Below are 16,949 nucleotides of genomic sequence, written 5' to 3' on the forward strand. Positions count from 1 at the left end.
GCTGGGGTGACGGATGCGGCGGCCTCCGCTATCCGCCCGCCCATGACCCTTCTCTCCCGTTTCGCCGCGCACGTCGACGCCGCGCTCGACCGGCTCGTCGCCGCCGGCGACCTTCCCGCCGACCTCGACCGTCGCAACGTCACGCTCGAGCCGCCGCGCGACGCAAGCCACGGCGATCTCGCGACCAACGCCGCGATGGTCCTCGCCAAGCCGGCGAAGACCAACCCGCGCGCGCTCGCCGAAAAGCTCGTCGCCGAGCTGTCGGCGCTGGGCGAGGTGATCGCCGCCTCGGTCGCCGCCCCGGGCTTCATCAACCTCACGCTGACCGACGACAGCTGGCGCGGCGAGTTGACCGCGATCCACGCCGCCGCGGGCGACTACGGCCGTTCGCAGACCGGGCGAGGGCGCACGGTCAACGTCGAATATGTCTCCGCCAACCCGACCGGCCCGATGCACATGGGCCATTGTCGCGGCGCGGTGGTCGGCGACGCGCTGTCGTCGCTGCTCGAGTTCACCGGCCACAGGGTCATCCGCGAATATTATGTCAACGATGCCGGCGGCCAGGTCGACGTCCTCGCCCGCTCCGCGCACCTGCGCTACCGCGAGGCGCTTGGCGAGGAGGTCGGCGCGGTTCCCGAGGGGCTTTACCCCGGCGACTATCTCGTCCCCGTCGGCCAGGCGCTCGCCGCCGAGTTCGGCGACCGTTACGCCGCAGCGCCCGAGAGCACGTGGCTCGCGCTGTTTCGCACCAAGGCGGTCGCGGCGATGCTCGTCCTCATCAAGGAGGACCTCGCGCTGCTGGGCATCCACCACGACCTGTTCGCGTCCGAGGCCGAGCTTCAGGCGGCGGGCAAGCCCGAGGCGGCGGAGGCCGAGCTGCGGGCCCGCGGCCTCGTCTACGACGGCGTGCTCGAAGCCCCCAAGGGCGAGATCGCCGACGATTGGGAGCCGGTCGAGCTGCCGCTGTTCCGTTCCAGCCGGTTCGGCGACGATCAGGACCGGCCGATCAGGAAGTCGAACGGCCAGTGGACGTACTTCGGCGCCGACCTCGCCTACCATTACCAGAAGGCGCAGTCGGCCGACGAGCTGATCGACATCTGGGGCGCCGACCACGCCGGCACCGTCAAGCGCATTCAGGCCGCGGTCGCGGCGCTGACCGACGGCAAGACCCGTTTCGACGTCAAGCTGATCCAGATGGTCCGCCTGCTCCGCGCCGGCGAGCCGGTCAAAATGTCCAAGCGGGCCGGCAATTTCGTCACGCTTGCCGATGTGGTGCGCGAGGTCGGCAAGGACGTCGTCCGGTTCACGATGCTCACCCGGCGCGCCGACGCGCAGATGGACTTCGACTTCGCCAAGGTGGTCGAGGCGTCGCGTGACAACCCCGTCTTCTACGTCCAATATGCGCATGCGCGCATCCGGTCGCTCCACCGCCGCGTCGCCGACGGGAATCTTTCGCTCGGCGCGCCCGATCTGTCCCGGCTTGATACGGAGGATCTCGCGTTGGTGAAGCTCGCAGCGCAGTTTCCGCGGGTGGTGGAGGGCGCGGCGACGGCGCGTGAGCCGCACCGGATCGCTTTCTTCCTCAACGACTTGGCAGCAGAGTTTCATGCGTTGTGGAACGTCGGCAACGACCGGCCCGACCGGCGCTTCCTGCTCCCCGACGACCTCCCCGTGACCGCTGCACGTCTGTTCTTGGCGGACGCGGTCGCGCAGATTATCCGCAACGGACTCGCCATCATGGGCGTGGTGGCGGTTGCGGAGATGTAAGAGATGGCGGCCGACGAGATCGACCTGCGTGACGAGGACCGGCTTCCGTGGCTCGAGACGGTCGAGCCCGACGAGGAGGAGGGCCCCGGCGCCTGGCGCGTCGTCGTTGCCGTGCTGATCGGGCTGGCGCTGGTCGCCGCCGCCGCCTTCGCCTGGTTCCGCCTCAAGGGGCCCGCGCCCGCGACCGACGGCCGCGGCGATCTGATCGCCGCGCAGGAGGGCGACTATAAGGTCAGGCCCGACGATCCGGGCGGGCTCAAGGTCAACGGCGAGGGCGACGCCGCCATCGCGACCAGCGCGGGCAAGGCGGGCGATTCGGCGATCGACCTGAAGGCGGTGCCCGAAACGCCGATCACCGGCCGGCGCGCCCCCGCTCAGAACGCTCCCGCGAATGCGGGCGCGACCAAGGCGTCGGCGACCGTCCCTGCCTCTGGCGGCCGGCTTGCCGCCGCGCCGCCGATGGCGCCGCCCCGCGCGAACGTGCCCGGCGCCGGCTCGGGCGGACGGCTGGTCCAGCTCGGCGCCTACCCGACCGAAAGCGCGGCGAACGCCGCCTGGAGCGCGGTCGCCAAGCGCTTCGGCTATGTCGCGACGCTCGGCAAGCAGGTCGTCCCGGCCACGGTCGGCGGCCGCACGGTCTATCGCCTCCGCGTCGACGCGGGCGGCGCGGGTGCGGCGGCGGATGTCTGCGGGCGGCTCAAGGTCGCGGGTGAGGGGTGTTTCGTCACGAGCTGATCGACTAATTGCCCTCCTCCGCATGGAGAGGCAGTGTTAGACGCCCCCATGCTTCCCGCGATCTTCGGCCTTGCCGGCCCCGCGCTCACCCCCGACGAGCGCGCCTTCTTCCTCGACGCTCGACCGGCCGGTTACATCCTGTTCCGCCGCAACGTGGTCGACCGCGCACAGCTGCTCGCCCTCACCGACTCGCTCCGTGATCTCGAAGGCCGCGACGACGTCGCGATCCTGATCGACCAGGAGGGCGGGCGGGTCGCGCGGATGCAGCCGCCCGAATGGCCGCCCTTTCCCGCCGGCCCCGCTTTCGACCGCCTCTACGACCTTGCGCCGATCTCCGCGATCGAGGCCGCGCGCGCGAATGCCCACGCGCTCGGGCTGATGCTGTCGGAGGTCGGCGTGACGGTGAACTGCCTTCCGCTCCTCGACGTCGCGCGCGACGACACGACCGACGCCATCACCACCCGCGCCTACGGCCGCGAGCCGCTACGGGTCGCCGCGCTGGGTCGCGCCGTGCTCGAAGGGCTCGCCGATGGCGGAGTGATCGGCGTGATGAAGCACATGCCTGGCCACGGTCGCGCGATCGTCGACACCCACCACCACCTCCCCACCGTCACCGCCCCCGACGCCGAGCTGGAGGACGACCTCGCGCCCTTTCGCGCGCTGGCGGGGCGGGCGATGATGGGGATGACCAGTCATATCGTCTTCGACGCCTGGGATCCGGAGCACCCCGCGACGCTGTCCCCCACCGTGATCGCGGACATCATCCGCGGCCGCATCGGCTTCGATGGCCTGCTGATGACCGACGACATCGACATGAAGGCGCTGACCGGCACCGCCGGCGAGAAGGCGGCGGGGGCGATCGCCGCGGGCTGCGACCTCGCGCTCGATTGCTGGGCGCGGATGCCCGAGATGATCGAGATCGCCGGGCGCGTTCCCGAGATCACCGACGCCGCCCGCGCGCGCCTCGACCGAGCGATGGCCGCGCGGGCGGCAGGGCAGGGCGACTTCGCCGCGCTGGTCGCCAAGCGCGACGTGCTGCTCGCGCTGACCTGAGGACGGCAATCGAGGACCTGTCGGACGCCGGACCCGCATCGGTCGCTGTCTCCCAATATGCCGAGTGACCGGCGTCAGTCCGCGCAACTTGTCTCGCCCGCCGACCCCGCTACCCTGCTGGACGTGGATGAGACCCTCACCCTCGATCTCGGCGCCTGGGAGGGGCCGCTCGATCTCCTTCTCGGGCTTGCCCGCCAGCAGAAGGTCGATCTGCGCGAGATCTCGGTGCTCGCGCTCGCCCGCCAGTATCTCGCCTTCATCGAAGAGGTGGCGGCGCTCCGGCTCGAACTCGCCGCCGACTATCTCGTGATGGCGGCCTGGCTCGCCTATCTCAAATCCGCGCTCCTGCTGCCCCGCGAGCCCGAGGCAGACCCCGATCCCGAGGACCTGGCGCTCCGCCTCCAGATTCGGCTCGAACGGCTCGGCGCAATGCGCGAGGCGGGCGCACGGCTGATGGCACGCGACCGCATCGGCCGCGACGTCTTCCTCCGCGCCGCGCCGGAGGGGCTGCGCGCGGTCCGCACGCCGAAGTGGCAGGCGACGCTTTACGACATGATCGCCGCCTACGGCCAGGTCAGCGCGCGCACCCGCCCGGTCATGCACGTCGTCCCGGACCGCGAAGTGATGACGCTCGAGACCGCGCTGGACCGTGTCTCGGCGCTGCTCGGCGCGCGGCTCGACTGGGCGGTGCTCGAGTCGTTCCTGCCGCCCGGGTCGGATCGGCTCCGCCGCTCGGCGCTCGCCTCCTCGTTCCTCGCCGCGCTTGAGCTCGCCAAGCAGGGCCGGGCCGAACTGCGCCAGCACGACGCCTTCGCCCCGCTCTATCTGCGCGCGACATGAGCCCGCCGGACGATCTCGCCCGCGCGGTCGAGGCGGTGGTGTTCGCGGCGACCGAGCCGCTGACTCCCGACGGCATCCGTGCCCATGTCGGGGAGGGGGATGTCGTCGCCGCCCTTCGCAGCCTCCAGGCCGATTATGCCGGACGCGGGATCGAGCTGGTCGAGCGCGCCGGGCGTTGGCATTTCCAGACCGCGGCCGACTGCGCCCACGTGCTGCGCCGCGACCGCGAGGAGGTGCGCCGCCTCAGCCGCGCCGGGGTCGAGACGCTGGCGATCGTCGCCTATCATGAGCCGGTCACCCGCGCCGAGATCGAGGCGATCCGCGGCGTGGCCGTCTCGGCCGGCACGCTCGACGTGCTGATGGAGGCGGGCTGGATCCGCCCCGCGGGGCGGCGCGAGGCGCCCGGCCGTCCGCTCACCTACGCGACCACGCCCGAGTTCCTCCGCCATTTCGGCCTCGCGAGCCGCCGCGACCTGCCCGGGCTGGACGACCTGCGCGCCGCCGGGCTGCTCGATCCGGCCGAGACCGCACGCACGCAAGTCGCGGTGGTAATAAGCGATGCAGACGCCTAGATATCGCCGAAGTTCTTGGGAGACCTGTCATGGGCGGCTTCAGCCCCATTCACCTGCTCGTCCTCGCGGTGGTCGCGATCCTGCTGCTCGGCGGCGGGCGCTTCTCCAGTCTGATGGGGGATGTCGCCAAGGGTGTGAAGAACTTCAAGAAGGGCATGTCCGAGGACGACGAGATCAAGCCCTCGCCGCGGATCGAGGCGCAGACGGCCGCCGAGCCCGCGTTCGACCGCGACGGCAACAAGGTCCGCGAGCCGCTGCGCGAGGACCGCTGACCGCGCGCTGACTCACGCTTATGTTCGGTATCGACTCGTCCGAGCTCCTGCTCGTCGCCTTGGTGGCGCTGGTGGTGATCGGCCCCAAGGATCTGCCCAAGGCAATGCGGGTCGTCGGTTACTGGGTCGGCCGCGCCCGCGGCGTCGCGCGCCAGTTCCGCTCGGGCTTCGATGCGATGGTGCGCGAGGCCGAGCTCGAGGAAATGGAGAAGAAGTGGGCGGCGGAGAATGCGCGCATCATGCGCGAGCATCCGCCCACCGGCCGTCCCGAACCCGATTGGGCGGCAATGCCGCAGGGGGATGAGGTCACGCCGGTGATGGTCGAGCAGCCGACGGTCGTGCCCGCGTCGCCGCCGGTCGCGCCCGACGCGGACACCGTCGACAAGGCGAACTCGTGAGCGACGACCAGATCGAGGCGAGCCGCGCCCCCCTGCTCGACCATCTTGTCGAGCTGCGCCGCCGTCTGCTCTATTGCATCGCCGCCATCGCGATCGCCTTCGCGGTGAGTTACTACTTTGCGGAAGACATCTTCGCCTTCCTGGTCCAGCCGCTGCTTCGCGCAGGCCAGAAGACCCTGATCTACACCCAGCTGTTCGAGGCCTTCTTCGTCAAGGTGAAGGTCGCGTTCTTCGCGGCGATGATGCTCGCCTTTCCGGTGATCGCGAACCAGCTGTGGCAGTTCGTCGCGCCCGGCCTGTACCGCAAGGAGAAGCGTGCGCTGCTGCCGTTCCTGTTCGCGACGCCGATCCTGTTCGTCGGCGGCGCGGCGATGGCCTATTATGTCGCGCTCCCGCTCGCGCTGCACTTCCTGCTCGGCTTTCAGGGGAATGTCGGCGGCGTCAACCAGCAGGCGCTGCCGGCGATCGGCAACTACCTGTCGTTCATCATGCAGTTCCTGTTCGGGTTCGGGCTGGCCTTCCTGCTGCCGGTCCTGCTGATGCTGCTCGAGCGGGCGGGGATCGTGACCCGCAAGCAGCTGATCGGCGCCCGGCGCTACGCCATCGTCGGCGCGACCGCGATCGCCGCGGTGCTGACCCCGCCCGATCTGATGAGCCAGGTGCTGCTCGCCGTTCCGCTGATCATCCTCTACGAAGCGGCCATCATCGGCATCTGGTTCACCGAGCGCAAGCGCAGCCGCGAAGCGGTGGTCGCTGAATAGAGAAGGGCGGCGAACCCGTCGGTTCGCCGCCCATTCGTTCAGCGGGAGAACCCGCGGTCGCGATCGCCTCGTTTAGTGCGCGACGTCGTTCGCGGTGTTCGAAACGGCGTCACCCGCGGACGAGACGTCCTTGCCCGCGCCGGCGACGGTGTTGCACGCGGCCGTGAGCAGCGCGCCGGCGACCACCAGCATTCCCATGATCTTGCGCATCTTCTGTCCTCCACTGGATTGCGGCTCACCAATGCGCGGGCGAAACGAACGTTCCGCGGGGCAGCATGATAAGCGCAGGAGATGAAGGGAAAAGGGTAAGGCCCGGAAGCGTCACCGGGGGGGGAGGGTTGACGCTTCCGGGCCTGTGTCGTGGATCGCGAGAGCGGGGGGGCACAAGGTCGCGATCCGAAGTCTAGAACCAGTCGCGTTCGGCTGGGTTCCGCGGCCACCGCTTTTTTTTACTCGCGACCCAGCACCGCGATCGTGATCTCGAACGCGCCCACCAGGGGATCGTGATGCAGTCTGGCGCGGAGCTGTCGCGACAATCCCTCGAGCACCCGACCATAGCGCTTCGCGAACAAGGTGTGGAAACACTCGCTCTCGATCAGCGCCGGCGAGCTGATTCGCAGCACCGCCCGACCGTCCTCGTCCGCTGGCTTGACCGACAGCCGGGCCTTGGCCGCACGATCGCACCCAATCGCCAGCTCGATCGCCTCGGTGACGAGGAAGGCCACCGCCACCGCCACGTCCTGGTTGACGCACATCGGCTCGATGTCGACGGTGATGCCCAACTGGGTATCCTCGGGCGAGGTCGCGCGAAGATTGGAGGCGAGTTCGCCGAGCATCCGCCGGAGCGACAGCCCTCGGTTCTCCTCCAGCTCGGCGTAGTGATTGCGGTGGACCACCGCGAGCGCATCCACCCGCCGCTGGATCGAGGCATAGGCTTCGGTCGCCTCGTTGGTGCGGGCGGCGCGGGAATGGAGGTTGATCAGGCTCGCGATCACCTGAAGATTGTTCTTGACGCGGTGATGCACCTCCCGCGTCAGCTTGGTCTGGCGGACCAGCCCTTCCGCCAGGCCGGCCTCGTGGAGCGCGACCGTGCGGCTGATGGCGCGGAAGGTCTCGCCGAGCTCGCGGATCTCCTGCGCCGGGACTCCACGGGTCGTCACCGGGTCGATCTCGGCGCCCGGCGTGAAGTTCGCGACCTCGGATCGCAGATCTCGCAGCGGCCGGATCAGCAGACGGTCGACCACGAACCAGGCGATGCTCGCGGCCGCGGCCCACATGATCAGCGGCAGCAGCATCGCGATCACCATGGGGGAACTGATCGGGGCGCTGCGCACCTGCAATTGCAGTTGTAGCCCGCCGATCCCGAGCCCGGTCCGGATCGTCTCGCGCCGCTCGAGCGCCGCCTCGGTGTCGAGCGGCTTGAGCGCCAACGCCCGATCGCCTTCGACCAACGTCGCCCCATAGGATGGGGCGAACCCGCTCGGGCGGCTCAGTCGCTGGAGGAAGTCGGCGGGGAAGATCGCCGCCGCGCGCGCGCCGCTCGCGCCGGAGACCGCCAGCTGAAGTCCGGCCGGCGGATCGAGCCGGGCCGCGATGCCGCCGCGCGCCGCCAGCGCCGCGGTCGCCGCCGCGCCCGGAAACGCCTCGCCGCACACGGCGCGCCCGGCGCGGTCGACCACGACGAAGCGCGTGCCGGCCGCGAACTGCTGCGCGAAGACGCCTTGGGCGCGGGCGCAGCTCGGCGCATCGGCGGGATCGCGTCCCAGCGCCTCGGCGGCGGTGCGCAGGGCGGTCATGTCGCCCGTCAGTTCGATGGCCAGCGCGCGCGAGCTTTCGGCCGCGGCGACGCGAAGGCGCGCGCGCGCCTCGGTGTCGGCCAGCCGGGTGGTCTGGAGCGTCGCGAAGATCGCGATCACCGCGATCGGAAGCAGCGCGATCGACAGGATCAGGAAGACCTTGGCGCCGGTCGGCCAGAGATCGATCGTCGGCAGCGGAGCCGCGGTCGGCGGCGGCGGATTGGCGGCGCTGGCCATTGCGGCCGCGCCTAGTCGAGCTTTCCGAGTAACGACAGCAGATCGTCGGGGACGGTCTCGTCCACTGTCCGCTGATAGACCGATCGCAACGCCGATCCCATGTCACGATCGATCGCCTGTGGGGATTTGCGCTCCGGCGGAACGTTCGCCGCGTCGGGCGTGTTCACGGGCTCTTCAGGCGGTTCGGTGACCGAAGGCAACGTCTTCCCCCACGTGGCCGGTCGTGTTCGACCGGTCTAAAAATGCCGGCAGAGACGCCGGCGCCCGCCGACGTCTGGTCGGCAACGGCTTTGGAAACCAAATACGGTTTCGTTTGTTCCCCAAAAATCGAGGATTTCCCACGTGCGGGAGTGGATCGGGCGCGGTACGTCGCGCCCGATTTGGCGTGTCGGACGTTCTCGACGGCTTCTTGGGGGGCGGTGCCGCGGACAGCACCCGCCTTGATCGACGATTTGGGAGACTTTCCGGCACATGTCGCTTGGACAACAGCTTGCACCGCACCTGCCGTTCCTCCGCCGCTACGGGCGCGCGCTCACCGGCAGCCAGAGCCACGGCGACCGTTACGTTCGCGCGACGCTCGAGGCGATCGTGGCGGCGCCCGAGGAGTTCCCTCGCGACGTCGATCCCCGGCTGGGGCTCTATCGCACGTTCCAGGCGATCTGGTCGTCCGCCAACGTCGACGAGATGATCGAGGATGACGAGGTCGCCGACGACGGCGAGGCGATCGCCCGTGCGCGGCTCGCGCGGATGACGCCGCTGTCGCGCCAGGCGCTTTTGCTGACCGCGATGGAAGGTTTCACGCCCGAGGACACCGCCTATCTGATCGGGGTCGAAGCCGACGAGGTCGAGGAGCTCGTGTCGAGCGCGCTGTCCGAGATCGAGAAGCAGACCCGCGCCCGCGTCCTGATCATCGAGGACGAGCCGATCATCGCGATGGACATCGAGACGATCGTGCGCGACCTCGGCCACGACGTCACCGGGGTCGCGGTCACCCGCGACGAGGCGGTGGCGCTGGCGATGGAGGATCGGCCCGGCCTGGTCCTCGCCGATATCCAGCTCGCGGACGACAGCTCCGGGATCGACGCGGTGAAGGACATCCTGTCCGAGTTCCAGGTGCCGGTGATCTTCATCACCGCCTTCCCCGAGCGCCTGCTGACCGGCGAGCGGCCCGAGCCGACCTTCCTGATCACCAAGCCCTTCCAGCGGTCGACCGTGAAGACGGCGATCAGCCAGGCGCTGTTCTTCGACGAGCGGACGGTCCCGGCCAGTTGAAAAGTCGTCTCGGACCCAAAACGATCGCGGGGGGTTGATGCCGTATGGCGAACGATAACGAACATACTCACGTGACGACCGAGGAGGCTCGCGCCGGCGCGACCCCGGGGATGACACGGTACATCCTAGGCGCGTCGCTGGGGCTCGTCATCGTGATCTTCGCGGTGGTTCTGCTCTGGGGTCGTCTCTGATCCTACCCCATCGGAGCGGGCGGGTGGCAATCCCCGCCCGCTCGTCCTATCTCTCGCGCGACGGCGGACCTGACGGTGCGCACGGCCAACGGAGCGTCATGACCGAAATTCAAGTGCGCGATCACGGCGGGGACGATCCTGCGCCCGCCGAGCACGTCGCGCTCAGCGATCCAGAGTTCAAGCAGCAGCTTGGCCAGGTGATCCCGCATCTGCGCGCGTTCGGTCGCTCGCTGTCGGGCAATCGCGACCTCGCCGACGATCTGGTCCAGGAGACGCTGCTCAAGGCCTGGGCCGCGCGTCAGCGGTTCCAGGCGGGCACCAACATGCGGGCCTGGACCTTCATCATCCTGCGCAACCTGTACCTGTCGCAGATGCGTCGGGCGCGGTTCAAGGGCGAGTGGGACGATCTGGTCGCGGATCGGATCCTGGCGGCGCCCGCCAGCCAGGACAAGCACGTCGAGCTGGCCGACATGCAGCGCGCGCTGCTGCACCTGCCGCAGCCCCAGCGCGAGGCGCTGATCCTGGTCGGCGCGGGCGGCTTCGCCTATGAGGAGGCGGCAGAGATCTGCAAGGTCGCGGTGGGCACGATCAAGAGCCGCGTCGCGCGCGGCAGGGTCGCGCTGGAGGCGTTGATGACCGACGGCGCGCTGTCGTCCCGGCGCGAGCACAGCAATCCCGAAGGTCAGACGGCGCTCGACACGATCATGGGCGAGGTCGACGACCTCAGCGGCGAGCGTAGCGCCTAATGGACCTGCCGATCGATCTGGCGCAGCAGTGCGCTCAGCTCGGTCGGGACGGACGGATCGACGGCGTAGGTGCCCCGCAGCGAGCCGCCGATCGCGTCGCTGGCCCGCGGCTTGCGGACGACGAAGGCACCTTCGGCATCGCTCGGGTCGATCGAGGTGGGCGTGGGGGACATACCGACTGAACGACCGACGCGCGGTTCGGTTCAGTCCGACGGATCGGAAATGATCCTGCCCGGGCACCGCGCGCCCGCCGCCGTCGCCTCGGCGCTTGCGGTGGCGGTTGCGGAGGCGCCGTTCCTGGCGACGCTCGCCCAGCGCGACCCGCCGCTGGTCGACGCGCTCGTCGCCGGACGGCCGGTGACGATCCTGGAGGAGGCCGGTTCACCGTCCGAGACCGCGCGCGAGCTGCGGATCGCGCGCCGACGCCTCGCCTTGTCGGTCGCGCTCTACGATCTCGCCGAGCTCTACGATCTGACCGCGGTCACCGGCGCGCTCACGCGATTCGCCGACCTCGCGCTCGATCGCGCCATCCGCACCGCGATCGTGGAACGCACACCCGACGCCCGACCCACCGGGTTCGTCGCGCTCGCGCTCGGCAAGCAGGGGAGCCGCGAGCTCAACTACTCGTCGGATATCGACCCCATCCTTCTCTTCGACCCGGCGACGCTGCCGCGTCGCCCGCGCGAGGAGCCCGAGGACGCCGCGGTCCGCATCGCCAAGCGCGTGGTCGAGCTGCTTCAGCGCCGGGACGGCGACGGCTATGTCCTTCGGGTCGACCTGCGGTTGCGACCGTCGAGCGAGATCACCCCATTGGCGCTGCCGATCGAAGCGGCGATCGCCTATTACGAATCGCAGGCGCTGCCTTGGGAGCGTGCCGCCTTCATCCGCGCGCGCTCCTGCGCCGGCGACGTCGCGCTGGGCGAGCGCTTCCTCGAAGCGATCCGCCCCTTCGTGTGGCGGCGCAGCCTGGACTTCGGGGCGATCGGCGAGATCACCTCGCTGACCCAGCGGATCCGCGATCACCACGCCCAGGGGCAGGCGTTCGGTCCCGGCTACGACCTCAAGCGCGGGCGCGGCGGCATCCGCGAAATCGAGTTCTTCGCGCAAGGACTCCAGCTGATCCACGGCGGCCGCGATCCCGCGCTCCGCGCCCCGGCGACGCGCGACGCGCTGGCGGCGCTCGCCGCGGCGGGCCATGTCGCTGCGGAGGAGGCGCACGTCCTGATTCGCGCGTACGAGCGGCTGCGCACGGTCGAACACCGGGTTCAGATGATCGACGATCGCCAGACCCACAGGCTCCCCGCGGGCGCGGCGCTCGACGCCGTCGCGCGACTGGACGGATTGGCCGATGGCGCCGCGCTCCTCGCCAGCCTTCGTCCGCATGTCGAGGTGACCGCCGCGCTCTACGACCGGCTCGCTCCCCCCGTCGCGGACGCGCTTTCCGCGGACCGAGAGCGGCTCGCGTCGCAGCTCGCCGCCCTGGGCTTCCTTGACCCGGACGGCGCGGTGCGGATGGTCGAACACTGGCGGTCGGGTCGTTACCCGGCGCTGCGCAGCCCGGCGGCGCTCGCGGCGCTGGAGGCGGTTCTGCCGCAACTGTTGCGGGCCTTCGCCGACGCGCCCGATCCGTCACGCGCGCTCGCCGGGTTCGACCGGGTCGTCGAGCGGCTGCCGACGGCGATCAACGCCTTCCGTCTGCTTGAGGCGCGGCCCGCGCTCGCCGGGCTGCTCGCGGCGATCCTCGCTCAGGCGCCCACCCTGGCGGAGGAACTCGCGCTCCGGCCCGCCCTGCTGGACGGGCTGATCGACGCGAGCGCCTTCGCCGCGACGCCGCCGGCTGCGCGCCTGGCCGCGGATCTTCGCGCGGGCGACGCCGGCGACTATCAGGAGCGGCTCGAACATGTCCGTCGCATCGTCGGCGAGAAGAGGTTCGCGCTCGGCGCGCAGATCGTGGCGGGCGCGCGCGATCCGCTCGCGGTCGCCGAAGGCTATGCCCAGCTCGCCGAAGCCGCGGTCGAGGTGCTCGCGGCGGCGGCGACCGAGGAGTTCGCGCGCGCGCACGGCCGGGTCGCCGACAGCGAATTGCTCATCCTGGCGCTGGGCCGCTTCGGCGGCGGGGCGATGACCCATGCCTCGGACCTCGATCTCATCTACCTCTTCACCGGCGATTTCCGGGCCGAGTCGGACGGCGCCAAGCCGCTGGGGGCGACGCTCTATTACACGCGGCTCGCCAGCCGGGTGACCGCGGCGCTGTCGGTCGCGACCGCCGCGGGACCGCTCTACCCCGTCGACACCCGGCTGCGGCCTTCGGGGACCCAGGGGCCGCTGGTGGTCAGCCTGGAGTCGTTCGCGCGTTACCAGCGCGAGGAGGCGTGGACCTGGGAGCGGATGGCGCTCACCCGCGCGCGGACCGTGTTCGGTTCCCCGCAAGCGCGCCGCCAGGTCGAGGCGATCGTCGCCGATGCGCTTCGCGCCGACCGGGGCCGCGACATCGCCGCGGACGCGCGCGAGATGCGGGCGGAGATGGCCGCGCACAAGCCGCCGCAGGGCCCGCTCGACGCCAAGCTGCTTCCCGGCGGGCTGGTGGATCTCGAGTTCGCGGTCCATGTCCGCCAGCTCGTCTCCGGCGTCGGGTTCGATTCCGACCTCGGCCGCGCGATCGACGCGCTGACCGAGCGCGGGCTGCTGCCGCCGCCGGCACGCGCCGCGCACGATCTGCTCACCCGCCTGCTCGTCACCGCGCGCCTCGTCGCGCCGGACCTCGCGGTTCCCAGCGCATCGACCTGCGCGCTGATCGCCCGCGCGCTCGGCGAGCGCGATTGGCCGCACGCGCTTGCCGCCTTCGAGGCGGCGCGGCAGGATGTCCTCGGCATCGAGCGGGAGATGGACTGATGGACGCAGGCGATCGCATTCCGGAGGTCGTCGCCACCGACGCGAACGGGGCGCCGCTGCCGCTGCGCGGGCTCGCATGTCCCGCCGTGGTCTGGTTCTATCCGAAGGACGATACGACCGGCTGCACCCGCGAAGCGCAGGACTTCTCCGCCCTCGCCGCCGACTTCGCCGCCGCCGGCGTCTCGCTCCTCGGCATCTCGCGCGACGACGTGAAGAGCCACGCCAAGTTCGCCGCCAAATACGCGCTGACGCCCCCGCTGGCGAGCGACCTGGACGGCTCGGTCACCGAGGCGTTCGGGGTTTGGGTGGAAAAGAGCATGTACGGCCGGACCTATATGGGGATCGACCGATCGACCTTCCTGTTCGATCGCGACGGGCGACTGGTCCAAGCGTGGCGCAAGGTGCGAGTCCCCGGGCATGCGCAAGCGGTGCTCGACGCGGCGCGCGCGATCTGATCCGGACACGTTTTCTCCGATTTCAACGACTCGCCGCACGGTTCTCCCGACCCGACGCGAGTTGGTGCGACTAAGGCTTGCCCATTAACGATGCGGCGCGTCAGGTGGTGTCGATCCGGTGAGCGGTGGGGCTGCGAACCAGATTGATGTTCAAAACGGCGGCGGTCTTCGGGCCGCCGGCCGCACCCGGGACCGCACGAGCTTGATGATGATTTCTGTTCGCGAGACGATTTCGGCGCCGCTCCGCACCGGCTCCTGTTCCGTCTCGCTCCGCCGGGCGGCGCTTGCGGCCGTGATGGCGTTCGGCGTCGCCGCGACCGCGCAGGCGGCAGAGCCGGGCGCGGCGATGACCGCCGCCGCTGCGGCGACCGACGGCCGGATTGCACGGCCCGGCGTCGGCGGGCCGCTGCTCCCGGCGAGCGCCAACGAGACCAGCAACGACCAGCAGTTCCGTTCGCTGTTCATGACCTGGAAGAAGCTCGACAATCTCGAGCAAGGCGTGATCGCGATCCCGTCGGTCCAGCCGGTGACGACGATGCATTTCACCAGCAATTTCGGCATCCGCTCCGATCCGTTCAACGGCTCCGCGCGGATGCACGCCGGGGTCGACATCCCCGGTCCGGTCGGCACCCCCATCTACGCGACCGCCGACGGCATCATCAGCCACGCCGGTCGCCAGGGCGGCTACGGCAACATGATCGAGGTCAATCACGGCAAGGGCATCGCCACCCGCTACGGCCACCTCTCGCGCATCATGGTCGCGGACAACACCCGCGTCGTCCGCGGGCAGCTGATCGGCCTGATGGGCTCGACCGGGCGCTCGACCGGTCCGCATCTCCATTACGAGGTTCGGATCGACGGCCACGCGGTCAATCCGCTGCCGTTCCTGACGACCGCCGATTACCTGCTCGCGGCCAAGGACACCTCGGTCGGGGTCGTCCCCGTGTCGACCGGGCCGGCTCCGCAGGACTGAGGATTGTCCGGCGAGGTCATCGGCCCTATCTCCGCTGCATGGCCACGCTCGCTTCCGACATCGCGCTGACTCCTTCCGCCGCCGCGCGGGTCGCGGCGATCGCGGAAAAGCAGGGCAAGCCGGCCATCCTGCGGCTCGCGGTCGATGGCGGCGGTTGTTCGGGGTTCCAGTATCGCTTCGGGTTCGCCGATGCGCCCGAGGTCGACGACGTGATCGCCGAGACCGACGGCGTGCGGCTCGTGGTGGACAGCATCAGCCTCGACCTCGTCCGCGGCTGTTCGGTCGACTACGTCGAAAGTCTCGGCGGCGCCGCGTTCAAGGTCGAGAACCCCAACGCCGCATCGGGTTGTGGTTGCGGGAGCAGCTTCGCCGTGTAACCACGGCGGCGTGAAGATCGTCACCTACAACGTCAACGGCATCAAGGCGCGGCTGCCCCGCCTGGTCGAGTATCTCACCGAAGCGCAGCCGGACGTGGTCTGTCTCCAGGAGCTCAAGGCTTCGGACGACACCTTTCCCGAACAGGACATCCGCGACGCGGGGTACGGCGCGGTCTGGCACGGGCAGAAGAGCTGGAACGGCGTCGCCGTCCTCGCCCGCGGGCTTGACCCCGTGGAACGCCGGCGCGGCCTCCTCGGCGAGCCTGAGGACGAGCATAGCCGCTACCTGGAGTGCGACGTGGACGGCCTCGTCGTCGCGTCGATCTATCTGCCGAACGGCAATCCACGGCCCGGCCCCAAGTTCGACTACAAGCTGCGCTGGATCGACCGCCTGGCCGAGCGGGCGCGGGCGCTCCTGGCCGAGGAGGCGCCGGCGGTGCTCGCGGGCGATTACAACGTGATCCCCCATGACGACGACACCTTCTCGGTGCGCGCGATGGCGGAGGACGCGCTGATGCAGCCGGAAAGCCGCGCCGGCTACCGGGCGCTCGTCGCGCAGGGGTGGACCGACGCGCTGCGGACCCGTCATCCCAAGGGCGGGGTCTGGACCTTCTGGGACTATCAGGCGGGCGCCTGGCCTCGCGATCACGGCTTCCGGATCGACCATCTGCTGCTCAGCCCCGCGGTCGCCGACCGGCTGGTCGATGCCGGCGTCGACAAGGCCTATCGCGGCCGCGAGAAGGCGAGCGATCACGCGCCGACCTGGGTCCAGCTGCGATGAGGCGCGCGCTCGCTGCGCTGGCGCTGGTCGCCGCGGCTCCGGCATGGGCGGACGACGATCCGCGCTTCTGCCCAAGTCGGCCGAGCCTGGTCGACACGCCGTGCACCGTCGAACCCGGTCGCGTCCTGGTCGAGGTCGGGGCGGTCGACTGGACCCTCGACCAGCAGGCGGGCAGCCGCGAGGATGTCGTGCGGATCGGCGACGTCCAGGCGCGGCTCGGGATCGCCGATCACGCCGATGTCCAGCTCGGCTGGACCGCCTACGGGCACGACCGCCTTCGCGATCGCTCGGGAGTCGCATCGGTTCAGAGCATCGGTGACGTCCGCGTCGCCCTCCGGCGCAACGTTCTTCATCCCGACGGCAAGGGGCTGTCGTTCGCGCTGGAGCCTTATGTCACCGCGCCGGTCGGCGGACAGGCGATCGGCGCGGGAGACTGGGGCTATGGCCTCGTCGTCCCGGCGAATGTCGACCTGTCGAACGATTTGTCCTTGCAGTTCACCGGCTCGGCCGATGCTGCGGTCGATCAGGACCGCTCGGGCCGGCACCTCTCGTATAGTGGGGATTGGGGGATCGGCTACGACCTCGGCGACAGCGTGACCGCGGTGGCCGAAGTCCAGATCGTGGCGGACCGCGATCCGTCCGGGCATACGACGCAGAGCACTGCGGCGCTGTCGTTCGCATGGCAACCGACGAAGCGGACCCAGCTCGACATCCTGGTCGGCGCAGGGCTCAACCGCGACACGCCCGACCTGGAGCTCGGCTTCGGCGGGGCCATCCTGTTCTGAACGGCTGACGAGCCGCGCCTCAGTTGCGGCGCGGTCGGCCGGGCCG

At 70.2% G+C, this 16,949-nt stretch carries 20 protein-coding genes; 16 read left to right on the forward strand and 4 right to left on the reverse strand.

Annotation, left to right across the window (positions count from 1 at the left end; all coding sequences use genetic code 11):
* The first annotated feature begins 42 nt into the window (after positions 1 to 42).
* The 8 genes from argS (at position 43) to tatC (ending at position 6,398) form a co-directional block, all read left to right on the forward strand.
* The gene (gene argS, locus AC4GYY_RS14020) at positions 43 to 1,767 is read left to right on the forward strand and encodes an arginine--tRNA ligase (RefSeq protein ID WP_491121449.1); all 1,725 of its coding nucleotides are present in this window, start codon (positions 43 to 45) and stop codon (positions 1,765 to 1,767) included.
* A gap of 3 nt (positions 1,768 to 1,770) precedes the next feature.
* On the forward strand, positions 1,771 to 2,502 hold the full coding sequence (locus AC4GYY_RS14025; protein ID WP_491121451.1) for an SPOR domain-containing protein: 732 nt from the start codon (positions 1,771 to 1,773) through the stop codon (positions 2,500 to 2,502).
* Between the two features lie 48 nt (positions 2,503 to 2,550).
* Positions 2,551 to 3,555, forward strand: coding sequence for a glycoside hydrolase family 3 N-terminal domain-containing protein (locus AC4GYY_RS14030; RefSeq protein WP_491122006.1), 1,005 nt, complete (start codon positions 2,551 to 2,553; stop codon positions 3,553 to 3,555).
* Between the two features lie 123 nt (positions 3,556 to 3,678).
* Positions 3,679 to 4,395 (forward strand): segregation and condensation protein A, encoded by a 717-nt coding sequence (locus AC4GYY_RS14035; protein WP_491121453.1) that lies wholly within the window; start codon positions 3,679 to 3,681, stop codon positions 4,393 to 4,395.
* Positions 4,392 to 4,967: an SMC-Scp complex subunit ScpB gene (gene scpB, locus AC4GYY_RS14040; protein WP_491121455.1), complete on the forward strand. Its 576-nt coding sequence runs from the start codon at positions 4,392 to 4,394 to the stop codon at positions 4,965 to 4,967. The genes AC4GYY_RS14035 and scpB overlap by 4 nt, the downstream gene beginning before the upstream one ends.
* A 29-nt stretch (positions 4,968 to 4,996) precedes the next feature.
* Entirely contained in the window at positions 4,997 to 5,239 is a 243-nt protein-coding gene (locus AC4GYY_RS14045; RefSeq protein WP_491121456.1) for a twin-arginine translocase TatA/TatE family subunit, read from the forward strand.
* 20 nt (positions 5,240 to 5,259) lie between these two features.
* On the forward strand, positions 5,260 to 5,637 hold the full coding sequence (tatB, locus tag AC4GYY_RS14050; protein WP_491121458.1) for a Sec-independent protein translocase protein TatB: 378 nt from the start codon (positions 5,260 to 5,262) through the stop codon (positions 5,635 to 5,637).
* Positions 5,634 to 6,398, forward strand: coding sequence for a twin-arginine translocase subunit TatC (gene tatC, locus AC4GYY_RS14055; RefSeq protein ID WP_491121460.1), 765 nt, complete (start codon positions 5,634 to 5,636; stop codon positions 6,396 to 6,398). The genes tatB and tatC overlap by 4 nt, the downstream gene beginning before the upstream one ends.
* Positions 6,399 to 6,470: 72 nt before the next feature.
* On the opposite strand, the gene AC4GYY_RS14060 is transcribed toward tatC, so the two are convergent.
* The 3 genes from AC4GYY_RS14060 to AC4GYY_RS14070 form a co-directional block, all read right to left on the reverse strand.
* Complete coding sequence (locus tag AC4GYY_RS14060) at positions 6,471 to 6,608, reverse strand: entericidin A/B family lipoprotein (protein WP_491121462.1); 138 nt, start codon at positions 6,606 to 6,608, stop codon at positions 6,471 to 6,473.
* Between the two features lie 239 nt (positions 6,609 to 6,847).
* Positions 6,848 to 8,431 carry a sensor histidine kinase gene (locus tag AC4GYY_RS14065; protein ID WP_491121464.1) on the reverse strand — a complete coding sequence of 528 codons (1,584 nt, stop codon included), beginning with the start codon at positions 8,429 to 8,431 and terminating at the stop codon, positions 6,848 to 6,850.
* A gap of 11 nt (positions 8,432 to 8,442) precedes the next feature.
* Positions 8,443 to 8,598: a NepR family anti-sigma factor gene (locus AC4GYY_RS14070; protein ID WP_491121466.1), complete on the reverse strand. Its 156-nt coding sequence runs from the start codon at positions 8,596 to 8,598 to the stop codon at positions 8,443 to 8,445.
* Positions 8,599 to 8,902: 304 nt separating this feature from the next.
* Here AC4GYY_RS14070 and AC4GYY_RS14075 point away from each other — a divergent pair, with 304 nt between their 5' ends.
* The gene (locus tag AC4GYY_RS14075) at positions 8,903 to 9,703 is read left to right on the forward strand and encodes a response regulator (protein WP_491121468.1); all 801 of its coding nucleotides are present in this window, start codon (positions 8,903 to 8,905) and stop codon (positions 9,701 to 9,703) included.
* 289 nt (positions 9,704 to 9,992) lie between these two features.
* Entirely contained in the window at positions 9,993 to 10,640 is a 648-nt protein-coding gene (locus AC4GYY_RS14080; RefSeq protein WP_491121470.1) for a sigma-70 family RNA polymerase sigma factor, read from the forward strand.
* Here the strand turns inward: AC4GYY_RS14080 and AC4GYY_RS14085 are convergent.
* Positions 10,637 to 10,813 (reverse strand): hypothetical protein, encoded by a 177-nt coding sequence (locus tag AC4GYY_RS14085; RefSeq protein WP_491121472.1) that lies wholly within the window; start codon positions 10,811 to 10,813, stop codon positions 10,637 to 10,639. The two genes, AC4GYY_RS14080 and AC4GYY_RS14085, sit on opposite strands and share 4 nt — an antisense overlap.
* A gap of 49 nt (positions 10,814 to 10,862) precedes the next feature.
* Here AC4GYY_RS14085 and AC4GYY_RS14090 point away from each other — a divergent pair, with 49 nt between their 5' ends.
* The 6 genes from AC4GYY_RS14090 to AC4GYY_RS14115 all read left to right on the forward strand — a co-directional run bounded on the left by AC4GYY_RS14090 (position 10,863) and on the right by AC4GYY_RS14115 (position 16,903).
* Complete coding sequence (locus AC4GYY_RS14090) at positions 10,863 to 13,532, forward strand: bifunctional [glutamine synthetase] adenylyltransferase/[glutamine synthetase]-adenylyl-L-tyrosine phosphorylase (RefSeq protein WP_491121474.1); 2,670 nt, start codon at positions 10,863 to 10,865, stop codon at positions 13,530 to 13,532.
* Complete coding sequence (locus AC4GYY_RS14095) at positions 13,532 to 13,987, forward strand: peroxiredoxin (RefSeq protein ID WP_491121475.1); 456 nt, start codon at positions 13,532 to 13,534, stop codon at positions 13,985 to 13,987. The genes AC4GYY_RS14090 and AC4GYY_RS14095 overlap by 1 nt, the downstream gene beginning before the upstream one ends.
* A gap of 205 nt (positions 13,988 to 14,192) precedes the next feature.
* Positions 14,193 to 14,960, forward strand: coding sequence for a M23 family metallopeptidase (locus tag AC4GYY_RS14100; protein ID WP_491121476.1), 768 nt, complete (start codon positions 14,193 to 14,195; stop codon positions 14,958 to 14,960).
* Between the two features lie 38 nt (positions 14,961 to 14,998).
* Positions 14,999 to 15,337: an iron-sulfur cluster insertion protein ErpA gene (gene erpA / locus AC4GYY_RS14105; protein ID WP_491121477.1), complete on the forward strand. Its 339-nt coding sequence runs from the start codon at positions 14,999 to 15,001 to the stop codon at positions 15,335 to 15,337.
* A gap of 10 nt (positions 15,338 to 15,347) precedes the next feature.
* Complete coding sequence (gene xth / locus AC4GYY_RS14110; protein WP_491121478.1) at positions 15,348 to 16,118, forward strand: exodeoxyribonuclease III; 771 nt, start codon at positions 15,348 to 15,350, stop codon at positions 16,116 to 16,118.
* On the forward strand, positions 16,115 to 16,903 hold the full coding sequence (locus AC4GYY_RS14115) for a transporter (RefSeq protein WP_491121479.1): 789 nt from the start codon (positions 16,115 to 16,117) through the stop codon (positions 16,901 to 16,903). The genes xth and AC4GYY_RS14115 overlap by 4 nt, the downstream gene beginning before the upstream one ends.
* Positions 16,904 to 16,949 lie beyond the last annotated feature (46 nt).

This window comes from Sphingomonas sp. SP6, assembly GCF_058313435.1.